General features: G+C 70.1%; 8 protein-coding genes. 3 read left to right on the top strand and 5 right to left on the bottom strand.

Annotated elements, in window-relative coordinates:
• Positions 1-40 precede the first annotated feature (40 nt).
• Positions 41-433, bottom strand: coding sequence for an endonuclease domain-containing protein (locus AC6HZP_RS00800; RefSeq protein ID WP_497525010.1), 393 nt, complete (start codon positions 431-433; stop codon positions 41-43).
• A 221-nt stretch (positions 434-654) separates the two neighbouring features.
• Here AC6HZP_RS00800 and trpA point away from each other — a divergent pair, with 221 nt between their 5' ends.
• From trpA to AC6HZP_RS00785, 3 genes are all read left to right on the top strand, one after another.
• Positions 655-1,497: a tryptophan synthase subunit alpha gene (trpA, locus tag AC6HZP_RS00795; protein WP_201401633.1), complete on the top strand. Its 843-nt coding sequence runs from the start codon at positions 655-657 to the stop codon at positions 1,495-1,497.
• A 14-nt stretch (positions 1,498-1,511) separates the two neighbouring features.
• Positions 1,512-2,444, top strand: coding sequence for an acetyl-CoA carboxylase, carboxyltransferase subunit beta (gene accD, locus AC6HZP_RS00790; RefSeq protein ID WP_497525009.1), 933 nt, complete (start codon positions 1,512-1,514; stop codon positions 2,442-2,444).
• A gap of 106 nt (positions 2,445-2,550) precedes the next feature.
• A complete protein-coding gene (locus tag AC6HZP_RS00785; protein WP_497525008.1) occupies positions 2,551-3,870 on the top strand; it encodes a bifunctional folylpolyglutamate synthase/dihydrofolate synthase in 1,320 nt (439 codons plus the stop codon).
• An 85-nt stretch (positions 3,871-3,955) separates the two neighbouring features.
• Here AC6HZP_RS00785 and trxA read toward each other — a convergent pair whose 3' ends face one another.
• The 4 genes from trxA to AC6HZP_RS00765 all read right to left on the bottom strand — a co-directional run bounded on the left by trxA (position 3,956) and on the right by AC6HZP_RS00765 (position 11,736).
• Positions 3,956-4,276, bottom strand: coding sequence for a thioredoxin (gene trxA, locus AC6HZP_RS00780; RefSeq protein ID WP_201401630.1), 321 nt, complete (start codon positions 4,274-4,276; stop codon positions 3,956-3,958).
• Positions 4,277-4,351: 75 nt separating this feature from the next.
• Entirely contained in the window at positions 4,352-7,858 is a 3,507-nt protein-coding gene (gene addA, locus AC6HZP_RS00775) for a double-strand break repair helicase AddA (RefSeq protein ID WP_497525007.1), read from the bottom strand.
• Entirely contained in the window at positions 7,855-10,974 is a 3,120-nt protein-coding gene (gene addB / locus AC6HZP_RS00770) for a double-strand break repair protein AddB (RefSeq protein WP_497525006.1), read from the bottom strand. The genes addA and addB overlap by 4 nt, the downstream gene beginning before the upstream one ends.
• Positions 10,975-10,980: 6 nt before the next feature.
• The gene (locus tag AC6HZP_RS00765; protein ID WP_497525005.1) at positions 10,981-11,736 is read right to left on the bottom strand and encodes a nucleotidyltransferase family protein; all 756 of its coding nucleotides are present in this window, start codon (positions 11,734-11,736) and stop codon (positions 10,981-10,983) included.
• Positions 11,737-11,787 lie beyond the last annotated feature (51 nt).

The raw sequence follows: 11,787 nt of genomic DNA, 5'->3' as shown, positions 1-11,787 counted from the left end.
GGGTGAGGGTTTACGCCCTCTCCGGAAACGCCGTAAACCCTCACCCGCCGGCTTCGCCGTCGACCTCTCCCTCAGGGAGAGGTGAAGAACCGGCCAGCGCGAGTTCGCGCAGAATGGCGGCTGCGACACCGGCAAGATCTTCGTATATGTCGGCGTTCGCGACTCGCAGGATGTGGAATCCGAGCGACCTCAGAATCTCGGTACGCCTCGCGTCATGCGCCAGCTCCGCCGCGCCGGAATGCGTCGCACCGTCGACCTCGACGATCAGCCGCCCGGCAAACGTGACGAAGTCGACGACGTACCGATCGACCGGCTGCTGCCGCCTGAATTTCCAGTCGGCCAATCGCCGTCCGCGCAGCAGATACCAAAGCCGTGCTTCCGCAGAGGTCTGCGACGACCGCAGCGCGCGTGCTTTTCCCTTGAAGCGCTCCATTCCGGTTCCCCCGCGCCCCTTTCACCTCTCCCTGAGGGAGAGGTCGACGCACGAAGTGCGGCGGGTGAGGGTTTACGGCCTCACCGGATGGTTCCCTAAACCCTCACCCGGAGCTTCGCTCCGACCTCTCCCTCAGGGAGAGGTAAGGGGCGGAGAGTCCCACCCTTCTCCACAACGGCGTCGACTTGACGCAACAATGCATCGAGCCTAGGCCCATTGTCATGACTGAAACCCGCATCGACCGCCGCTTCGCGAGCCTGAAGTCCGAGGGACGGCCCGCGCTCGTCACCTTCATGACGGCCGGCGACCCGGACCCCGCCACCACGCTGGCGCTGCTGAAGGCGCTGCCCGGCGCCGGCGCCGACGTGATCGAGCTCGGCATGCCGTTCTCCGATCCGATGGCCGACGGCCCGGCGATCCAGGCGGCCGGCCTGCGCGCGCTGAAGGGCGGCCAGACGCTCGTCAAGACGCTCGACCTCGTGCGCGAATTCCGCCAGACGGACGACGCGACGCCGATCGTGCTGATGGGCTACTACAACCCGATCTACAGCCACGGCCCGGAAGCCTTCGTCGCCGAGGCCAAGGCCGCCGGCGTCGACGGACTGATCATCGTCGACCTTCCCCCGGAGGCCGACGACGAACTCTGCATCCCGGCGCTTCAGGCAGGATTGAACTTCATCCGCCTGGCGACGCCGACCACCGACGACAAGCGGCTTCCCGCCGTGCTCGAAAACACCTCGGGCTTCGTCTACTACGTCTCGATCAACGGCATCACCGGCTCGGCAGCCCCCGACGCCTCCCGCGTCGCCGAGTCCGTTGCACGGATCAAGCGCCACACCCATCTACCGGTTTCCGTCGGTTTCGGCGTCAGGACAGCCGAACAGGCGGCAGCGATCGGCGCGAATGCCGATGGCGTCGTCGTCGGCTCGGCCATCGTCTCGGCCGTCGCGGCGTCACTCGACAGCGAAGGCCGCGCGACCCCCGCGACCGTGCCGGCCGTCCTGGCACTCGTTTCCGATCTGGCGGGCGGCGTTCGCGCGGCCCGCAAATCGGTCGCAGCCTGAACAAGGATTACGCGATGAACTGGATCAACGACGTCGTTCGTCCGAAGATCAAGAGCCTCTTGAACAAGCGCGAGGTTCCCGAGAACCTCTGGATCAAGTGCCCCGAGACCGGCGAGATGGTGTTCCATCGCGACCTCGAGGCCAATCACTACGTGATCCCGAACTCGGGCTATCACATGCGGATGAGCGCGCCGAAGCGGCTCGCCTATTTCTTCGACGAGGGCAAGTACGAGGCGATTTCCGCCCCCGAGGTCGCCGTCGATCCGCTGAAGTTCCGCGACGAGCGCCGCTATACCGACCGCCTGAAGGACGCCCGCACCAAGACCGGCCTGCAGGACGCCGTCCTGGTCGGCGCCGGCACCGTCGAGGGCGTGCCGATGGTCACGGCCGTGCAGGATTTCGACTTCATGGGCGGCTCGCTCGGCATGGCCGCCGGCGAGGCTGTCATCGCCGGCATGGAAGCGGCGCTGAATCGCAAGCAGCCCTTCGTCATGTTCGCGGCGTCAGGCGGCGCCCGCATGCAGGAAGGCATCCTGTCGCTGATGCAGCTTCCCCGCACCACCGCCGGCGTGATCGCGCTGCGCGAGGCGAAACTGCCCTATATCGTCGTGCTGACCAACCCGACCACGGGCGGCGTCACCGCTTCCTACGCCATGCTGGGCGACATCCAGATCGCCGAGCCGGGCGCGCTGATCGGCTTCGCCGGCCCGCGCGTGATCGAGCAGACGATCCGCGAGAAGCTGCCGCCGGGCTTCCAGCGCTCGGAATTCCTGAACGAGCACGGCATGGTCGACCTCGTCGTGCACCGCCACCAGCTGCGCTCGACCATCGCGCGGCTCTGCGGCGTGCTCGGCCCGCAGCCGGCCAAGGTCGCAGCCAAGAGCGCGGCAAAGCCCGCCAAGGCCCAGCCGGCGCTTGCCGCGCCGGACGCCGCCCTGGCGACCTGATCGCCGCCACGGCACGCCCTATCAACGGATCGGCCGGCCGCCGCGAAGGCGGCCGGTTCGGCGTGGACACGGATCCACGCCACGGCATCGCTTCATGGACCCCGACATGGACCGCAGCACCGTCATCCTGGAGCGCCTGTTCCAGCTCCATCCCAAGGAAATCGACCTCTCGCTCGACCGGCTGAAGCCGCTGATGGCGAAGCTCGGCGCGCCGGAGACGAAGCTCGGCCCCGTGCTGCACATCGCCGGCACCAACGGCAAGGGCTCGACCACCGCCTTCCTGCGCGCCATGCTGGAAGCGGCCGGGCTCACCGTGCATGTCTACACCTCGCCGCATCTGGTGCGCTTCCACGAGCGCATCCGCCTCGGCCAGGCCGGCGGCGGCCGCTTCGTCGACGAGGACGCGCTGGTCGACACGCTGCTCGACATCGAGAAGGTCAATGACGGCGCGCCGATCACCCATTTCGAGATCACCACCGCCGCCGCCTTCAAGCTGTTCGCCGACCATCCGGCCGACGTGACGCTGCTCGAGGTCGGCCTCGGCGGCCGCTATGACGCGACCAACATCATCGATCGACCCGACGTCGCGGTGATCACGCCGATCTCGGTCGACCACGAGAAGTTCCTGGGCAGCGCGCTCGACGGCATCGCGCACGAGAAATCCGGCATCATCAAGCGCGGCCGGCCGGTCGTCTCCGCGCCGCAATCGCAGGTAGTGCTCGACGTCATCGAGCGCGACGCGTCGAGGCTCGCGGCGCCGCTCTTCGTCGGCAACCAGGACTGGGTGGCGCATGCCGAGCGTGGCCGCCTCGTCTACCAGGACGAGGACGGGCTGATCGACCTGCCGCCGCCGCGCCTGCCGGGCCGGCACCAGTTCGTCAACGCCGGCACCGCCATCGCGGCGCTGCGCCGCTCCAGCCTCGACGTGCCCATTGCGGCGATCGAGGCGGGTCTGCAGAACGTCGAATGGCCGGCGCGGATGCAGCGGCTGACAAGCGGCAAGCTGGTCGACCAGGCGCCGCCCGAGGCCGAGCTCTGGCTCGACGGCGGCCACAATCCCGGCGCCGGCCTCGTCGTCGCCGAGGCGGTCGCCGATCTCGAGGAGCGCGTTTCGCGGCCGCTCTACCTGATCGCCGGGATGCTGGTGACCAAGGATCCGGTCGGCTTCTTCCGCCCCTTCGCCGGCCTCGCGCAGCATGTCTACACCGTGCCGATCGAGGGCTCGAATGCCGGGCGCGACCCGGTCGAGCTCGCCGCCGCCGCCGAAGCCGCCGGCATCGCCTCGAGCGCGACCACAAGCGTCGAGGCGGCGCTCGCCGCCATCCGCAAGGCGCTGCCGCCCGGCATCGCGCCGCGCATCCTGATCTGCGGCTCGCTCTATCTCGGCGGCACCGTGCTCGCCGCTAACGGAACGCTACCGCGCTGATAACGGGGCGACGGCGCGTTAACCCGCATCCGGACATGAAAACGGGGCCGCGAGGGCCCCGTTGAAGTCGTGGGATCGGGAGCGATCAGATCGCGCCCTTGATCCAATCCGACAGCCGGCTCTTCGGCGCGGCGCCGACCTGGATCGAGGTCGGCTCGCCGTCCTTGAACAGGATCAGCGTCGGGATCGAGCGGACGCCGTAGCGCACCGCGATGTCGGGATTCTCGTCGATGTTCAGCTTGGCGATCGTCACCTTGCCTTCCAACTCCGACTGGATCTCCTCCAGCGCCGGCGCGATCATGCGGCACGGGCCGCACCATTCAGCCCAAAAATCGACCACGACCGGGCCGGATGCCCCGAGAACGTCGGCGTCGAAGGAGCTATCCGTTACTTTGGCAGTCGCCATGGTAAGCCTCAAAAAGGATGGGAAGAGTGGTTCTAAGGTAGGAACCCGCCCCACCCCGGTCAAGGCAAACGGGTTTCACGCCGCGGTAATGGCAGCCATGCGACTATCGAGCAACTCTGCCGGGATCGCCATCAACAACGGCAACTCGGTCCAGAGCAGCGCCGTCTCGATCGGCCGGTCTGGATAGAGCCGCGACAGCACCGCCCGATAGAGCGCGAGCTGCGCCAGATGCGCGTCGGGCACGTCGTCGAGCCGGCGCGGCGCCGGGCGGTTGGTCTTGTAGTCGACGATCACCACCCGGTCCGGCAGCACCACGAGCCGGTCGATCCGGCCGGAAACCGAGGCGGGGCCGCTCCGCGTCTCGATCACGCCGGCGATCGGCACCTCGGCCCGGCTCGAAGGCCCGAACAGCTCCGCGAAGGTGTCGTCGTCGAGGACCGGCAGGATGCGGTCGAGCAGGTCCTGCCGCTCCGCCTCGGTCCACGCCTTGCCGACGACGTCGAGATAGCGCCTTGCGACCTCGGCGCGCTGCGCCGACGGCTGGTCGGGCAGCGCCTGCAACAGGCGATGGATGATCCGTCCCCGGTCGAGCGCGGTGAGCGCCGCCGGATCGAGCCGGGCGTCCAGCGCCGTCACCGGTGGAAACGCTGGCTCGGCCTCGGCGAAACCGACGGCGGCCGACGGCGTCAGCCGGCGCGGCACCGGTGGAACCGCCGGCGGCGGCTGCAGCAGCCACGGCTCCGGCACTGCCGGCGCCTGGCCTCCGGCGTCGGTCGCGGCTTCCTGCGCCGGCGCGGCAACGCGGCTCCAGTCCTGCCGCCACTCGATGCTGTCGAAGTCGTCGCCGGGGATCGCAACCGGCACGGTACGCCCCTCGGTGCCCAGCGCGGTGCCGACCAGCTCGTGCCAGAGACGGTCCGAGCCGGTATTCGCCTTCATCGTGCCGCAGACGATCAGATGATCGCGCGCCCGCGTCAGCCCGACATAGAGCAGCCGGCGATATTCCTCGCGCGCCTTTTCCCGGAGCGTATCGATCGCCTGCTCGACCACATGCGGTTTTCGCGCGCCGGGAGCGACCCAGACCAGCGGCGCGCCGTCGGCGGCGTCGGGATCGTCGGCGAGCGCCACGATCTTCGGATCGTGGCTCGCATGCACGGGCTTCGAGCCGGTATCGACCAGGAAGACGATGTCCGCCTCAAGCCCCTTGGCGCCGTGCACGGTCATGACGCGGATCTCGTCGCGGGCGAGGTCGGCGTCACGCTTGATCTGCGTCGCCGCCTCGCGCATCCAGCCGACAAAGCCCTGCAGCGACGGCACCGAGGCCTGCTCATGCGCCAGCGCCTGCGCCAGGAACTCGTCCAAAACGTCGTCGGCCTCCGGCCCCAGCCGCGCCAGCAGCCGCCTGCGGCCACCATCCGGCCCGAGCAGGCGGGCGAAGAAGGCATAGGGGCTCATATGCTCGGCCCGGACGCGCCAGGTCTTCAGCTGCTCCGACGCCCGGACCGCCGCTTCATCCGTCGAACGGTCGAGCGCGTACCAGAGCGAGCCGGCGCGCGGCTGCGCCAGTTCGAACAGCTGCTCCTCCGAAAAGCCGATCAGTGGGCTCTTCAGGAGCGCCGCCAGCGCCAGGTCGTCGCGCGGCTGCAGGAGGATGTCGGCAAGCGCCATCAGGTCGAGCACGGCGATATGGCTCATCAGCGCCAGCCGGTCGGCGCCGGCGACGGAGAGGCCGGCCGCCTTGAGGGCGCGGTTGATGGCGTCAGTCTGGGGGCCGCGCTTGCGCGTCAAGACCAGGATGCCGCCCTCGCGGATCGGCTTGCCGGTGGCGGCGATCGTCGCCCCCTCCCGCTTCCAGCCGGCGACCGTCGCGGCGATCCGCTCGGCCAGGCGGACTTCCGGGCTCTTGGCGTCGAGATGATCGAGCGGCGTATGCCAGTCCTCCGGCACGGCGGCCTTTTCCGCCTCGATCGGCGGCCAGTAGGTGACGCGGCCGGGATCGAGCCGGCGCGCCGCCGCGTGCACGGTCGGCGACTTCGCCTGCGTCAGGCCGGCATGCGCCTCTTCCGCCTCGAAGATGCGGTCGACGGCGGCGAGCACGTCCGGCGTCGAGCGGAAGGAGAGCGTCAGCTCGAGATTGTGCCAGAGCGCCTTCGCCGCGTCGGCCCGCGCCGAGATCGTCTCGCGCTGGCGGGCGAACCAGGCGGGCACCGCGCCCTGGAACGAATAGATCGACTGCTTCTCGTCGCCGACGGCGAAGAAGGTGCGCGTGACGTCGCGCGCGCTCTGGCCGGAGAAGAACTCGCCGGCCAGCCGCTCGATCACCTGCCACTGGCGCGGGCTGGTGTCCTGTGCCTCGTCGACGAGGATGTGGTCGAGGCCGCGATCGAGCTTGTAGTGCACCCAGGCGGCGGCATCGGCGCGCGACAGCAGATTGGCGGTCTTGACGACGAGATCCTGGAAATCGAGGGCGCCGCGTACCTGCTTGGCGCGCTCATATTCGCCGATCACGGCGTCGCCCAGCGTCAGCAGCGCGCTGGTCACGGCATAGGCTTCGGCCGAGGCGATGCGGTCGAGCAGGAATTCGATCCGCTCGCGTTCGGCTTCCAGCGTCTCGTCCAGCCCCGGCCAGCCGTCGCGGATCGCCTTGGCGGCGAGGCTCGAAAGCGCCCTGAGCTCGCCGTCGCTCTTCGACCAATAGGCGAGCCAGGCGGCCGCCCGGCCCTCCTCCGTCTCGGCGGAGAGGATGGGCGCCAGGCGCGCCGCGCTCTTCTTGTCGTTGGCGCCGCTGGCCGAAAGCCGGTCGACCAGCCGGCGCAGATCGTCGTCGTCGAGCGGGATCTCGGAAGCGAGCCGCGCGCGCAGGCTCTCCGCCGTTTCGCCATGGGCTAGGCCAAGCGCATGGCGCAGATCGCGCAGGCCGCTCGTCAGGTCGCCGGCGCCGACGATGAACTCGCGCACCGCGTCGCGCGAGGCGACCAGCGCTGCGAGCGCCGCCTCGATGCCCTGGTCGCTGGCGGCTTCCAGCACGGTGGCGAAGGCGCGGCCGAGCGCGGTGCCGGCTTCGGCCGCCGCCTTGGCGATGACCGAGCGCTGCGCCTCGGCCGTCAGGACCGACGCGCCGCGGTCGTCCAGAACCTCGAAGCTGCCGGCGACGTTGGCCTCGAACGGGAACTGATGCAGCAGCCTTTCGCAGAAGGCGTGGATGGTCTGGATCTTCAGCCCGCCCGGCGTTTCCAGCGCGCGCGCGAACAGGCGGCGGGCGCTGACGAGATGGCCAGGCGTCGCCGGCGCGCCCTGGTAATCGGCGAGGATCGCGGCGAGTTCCGGATCCGGCAGCGTCGTCCAGCCGGCGAGGATCTCGAACACGCGGCCGGACATCTCGGCAGCCGCCGCCTTGGTGAAGGTCAGGCAGAGGATCGAGGCCGGATCGGCGCCGGCGAGCAGCAGGCGGATGACGCGGCGCGCAAGCACATAGGTCTTGCCGGAGCCGGCATTGGCCGACACCCAGGCCGAGGCCTCCGGGTCGGTCGCCCGCGCCTGCGTATCCTTCGTCTTGTCGTCGACCGAGATCACGCCGCTCATTCGCCGCCATCCTCGCTGTCGCCGAGCGCCCATTCGCGGATGCGGGCGAGATGATCGTAGGGGCTCTCGTAGCGCGTCTCGAACATCGGCCGCGCCCGCGAGACATAGGCGCGCCTGGGATCATCGAAGGCCGCGATCAGCTCCGCCAGCCGTCCCGCCGCCTCGTCGCCGAGCTCGTCGGCGGTCTTGTCCTTGGTAACGGCGGAGGAGAAGGGGTCGCCCTTGCCGACCTTGCCGAGGCCGACCCAGCCGAGAACGGACACCGAAACGCCGGCGGGCACGTTTTCAAAGCCGCCGCCGCGCGCCATCGCCACTTCCAGCGCCAGCTGCGGCGCGAGGCCGGTCGAAAGCTGCCGGGCGCTCGGCGGCGAGCCGGTCTTGAAATCGAGGATTTCCAGCCGACCGTCCAGGCGGAGATCGACGCGATCGGCCCGGCCCGTCAGCTTGAATTCGCCGGCAGGGGCGGCGAAGGCCCAGGACCCGCCGATCTCGGCGAGGCGGCGATCGACCTCCGCCCGGCTCGCCTCCCAGCCGATGAACCAGTCGGCAATCGCGAGGAAGCGCGGCCACCAGAGCGCATAGACGGCCGGGAACGGCTCGATGCGGGCGAAGACGCGACGACCGATAATGGTCAGTTCCGTCAGCGCGCTCGCATCGAACGGTCCCTTCCAGGCCTGGATGAAATCGCCGAGCGCCTCGTGGATCAGCGTGCCGCGCAGCGCCACGTCCGGCACCACGCCGATCGGATCGAGCGGATCGAGCTTCAGCACGCGCCGCGCATAGACCGCATAGGGGTCGCGGATCAGCGTCTCGATCTCGGTCACCGAAAGCCGGCGCGGCCGCGCCGAGACCGGCGGGCGCGGCTCCGGCCGGCGCACCGGCACCGGCTGCGCCGTACGATCGAGCGCCCGGGCCCAGTCGAGATAGGGCATGCCCCGCTGCGCAAGGGCCTTCGCCTGCGCCTTGCCGAGGCGCGCCTGCAGCCGCTGCAGCCAGCGCGCCGCCACCGTCGGCGTGCCGCCGCGCCGCTCGGCGCGCGTGACCACCACTTTGCCGGCTGACAAGGCGCTGGTGAAATCATGCGCCGACTGGCCGAGCTTGCGCTCCGGCGCCTCCAGCCCGAGCTCGGCCCGCATCGAGCGGGAGAGCCACGGATCGGTGCGCGTCTCGGACGGCCAGACGCCCTCGTCGAGACCGCCCAGCACCATCAGGTCGACCGTCTGCAGGCGCGCTTCCAGCGTGCCCCAGATGAAGAGGCGGGGATCGGATCCCGGCCGGGCCGGAACGCCGACACCCGCCATGGTGGCATCGAGGAAGCCTGGATATTCGTATCCGCCCATCACCAGCGCGGCGGCATCATCGCTCATCAGGCCGGCGAGCAACTCGGCCAGCGCCTGCCCCGCCTCGTCGCTCCAGAGCGCCTCGTCCGTGCCGTCCTCCTTCGCCGCCACCTGCTTCAGCGCGACGACGACGGCGCCGGTCAGCGTCGCCGCGTCGGAGGCATCGATGCTGTCCATGAGTCGGCTAAGCGGTTCGAGCGCGGCCTCGATCCGGGCGGCCAGCTCGCGACCCGCCTGCCAGTCGGCAGCCCCGAGCCGCTTCACCGCCGGCGGCGCATAGCGCGCCTCCGGCAGGTCGCGCTCCGCGGTATCGAGCGCCTCGACCAGCCCCTCTAGGCCATCCGACAGGAGCGTCCCGCGGAACAGCACGAGGTCCAGGATGTCCGCCGCCGCCCGGCAGGCCGGACGGCCGAGGCCGAAGGAGGCGAGCGGATGCTTGGCGAGGGCGAGCAGATCGAGCGGCGCGCCGTTCGACTTCGCCGCCGCCACGAGCAGGCGGGCGAGCGTTCCCGGCGGCGAGGTCATCAGCGGGCGGCCGGCGGAATCGTCGACCGAGAGGCCGAAGCGGCCGAGCTCGATGGCGACGCGGCCGGCGAGGCGCCGGTCCGGCGTCACCAGCGCCGCCGTCCGGCCGGGCTGCTGGATCGCCTCGCGCATGGCGAGCGCGATCGCCACCGCCTCTTCCTGCTCGGTGCGCGCCACGACCAGCGCGACATCGCCGATCGCGGCGGCCGCGACGGGCGGCGCGACGGCCCAGTCCTCGGTCGTCTCGGCTGGACGCATCGCCTCGGAGATCAGCCGGACGCGCTCCGCCATCTCCGTCGTCATCACGCCGATCGTGCCGATCTCGTCGCGCGGCGCGCCGATGCCCTCGATCAGCTGCTTCAGGCCGTATTGCGGATGGCCGGGCGACGAGCGCGTGAGCTCGGCGAGGCCGCCGATCGCGCTCCAGCCGGTCTCGTCCAGCATCGTATCGATGCCGGGCAGCACGACGGCGCCGTTCGGCAGATGCGCGATGACCGACAAAAGCTCGGCGACGGCGGGGATCGAGCCGGTCGAACCGGCGGCGATCACCAGGCCGCGCGGCGGCGAGGCGGCGAGGCGCCGTGCCGATTCACGGATCAGGTGGTCGCGACGCACCGAGGGATCGGCGAGGCCGCGCTCGGCGAGGAATGAAGGCCATTGCTCGCCGACGATGCGCAGGAAATCGAGCGAGATCTGCCAGTAGCGGGCGAGATCGTCCGGGACCAGGGTCGACAGCCGATCCCAGGGAATGCCCGTCGTCTCGATATCGTCGATCAGCCGGGCGAGATCGCCGGCAAGATGGAAGGCATCGGCGGCGGAGGCCGGCACCAGCAGCGGGTCGCTCTCGTCGAGCGCGAGAAGCTCGCGCCGGACCGCCCTGCCCCAGGCGAGCGTCAGCCGCGTCAGCACCAGCAAACGGTCGAGCCGCGAGATCGCCTCCGGCAGGACGAGCCGGTCGGCCGGATCGTCGGCGACGCCCTCGAGGATCTGGTCCTCTTCGTCGACATCGCCGATCGGCCGGATCGCCGGCAGGATGGCGGCCTGGCCGCCGAGCCGTTCGAGGATCTCGGCATGCAGCGAGCGGGCGGCGCGGCGGGTCGGCACCAGGATGGTCACATCGGCGAGCGCCAGCGGATCCTTAGCCGGATTCGCAATGGCGCCGAAGCGGCCGGAAAGCAGCGCATCGGCGAAGGTCGGCAGGAAGGGTGCGCCGGGCGGGATCGTGAAAACGCGCGGAGCCTGCCTCGCCATCGTTCCTCAGGCCGCGCTTTCCAGGACCGACAATTCGGCCTCGCGGATCGCTTCCGGCGTGCCGACATGCAGCCAGGTGCCGTCCATGCGGACGCCGAACAGACGGCCGCTCTCGATCGCCTGGTCGAACAGGACGTTGAGCGAGAAGGAGCCGTCGGGCGCGTTGGCGAAGAGGCGCGGCGACAGGATGGCGGTGCCCGAATAGACGAAGGGCGCGACGGTGCGCTCGACCCGGCGGGCGAGGCGGCCGTCCTTCTCCATGATGAAGTCGCCGGGGCCGGGATAGCCGATCGCCGTGACGGTCGGCGCCAGCATCAAGAGCGCGTCCATCGCGTCGTCGTTCCAGCCCTGCGCCAGCCAGTCGAGATTGGGACGCGGGCCCTCGATCCAGAACGAATCCGAATTCATGACGTAGAAGGGCGCGTCGCCGAGCAGCGGCAGCGCCTTCTTGAGGCCGCCGCCGGTCTCGAGCAGGCCGCCGCGCTCGTCGGAGACGACGACCTTCGGGCTCTTCCGCTTTTTCACATGGGTTTCGACTAGGTCGGCCAGGTAATGCACGTTGACGACCGTCTGCTCGACGCCGGCATGGGCCAGGCGATCGAGCGCGTGGTCGATCAGCGAGCGGCCGGCAATCTCGATCAGCGGCTTCGGGACGGTCGCCGTGACCGGCCGCATGCGCTTGCCGATGCCGGCGGCGAGCACCATGGCGCGCTTCGGATGATTCGGCGTCTTGAAGATGGGCGTCGGCAAGCTGGTCGGCATGGCGGTCTCGGGCAATTCCATTGTTCTTGCTGGCGTCGTCGCCCCCGAACC

The sequence above is a fragment of the Kaistia sp. SLG-1 genome (assembly GCF_059699055.1).
Note: the sequence above shows the minus strand (reverse complement) of the source record. Positions and strands in the feature narration are given on the sequence as shown.

Coding starts and splice junctions, on each gene's coding strand:
- accD (WP_497525009.1), top strand. CDS start 1,512: ATGAACTGGATCAACGACGTCGTTCGTCCGAAGATCAAGAGCCTCTTG.
- trxA (WP_201401630.1), bottom strand. CDS start 4,276: ATGGCGACTGCCAAAGTAACGGATAGCTCCTTCGACGCCGACGTTCTC.
- addA (WP_497525007.1), bottom strand. CDS start 7,858: ATGAGCGGCGTGATCTCGGTCGACGACAAGACGAAGGATACGCAGGCG.
- trpA (WP_201401633.1), top strand. CDS start 655: ATGACTGAAACCCGCATCGACCGCCGCTTCGCGAGCCTGAAGTCCGAG.
- AC6HZP_RS00765 (WP_497525005.1), bottom strand. CDS start 11,736: ATGCCGACCAGCTTGCCGACGCCCATCTTCAAGACGCCGAATCATCCG.
- AC6HZP_RS00800 (WP_497525010.1), bottom strand. CDS start 433: ATGGAGCGCTTCAAGGGAAAAGCACGCGCGCTGCGGTCGTCGCAGACC.
- addB (WP_497525006.1), bottom strand. CDS start 10,974: ATGGCGAGGCAGGCTCCGCGCGTTTTCACGATCCCGCCCGGCGCACCC.
- AC6HZP_RS00785 (WP_497525008.1), top strand. CDS start 2,551: ATGGACCGCAGCACCGTCATCCTGGAGCGCCTGTTCCAGCTCCATCCC.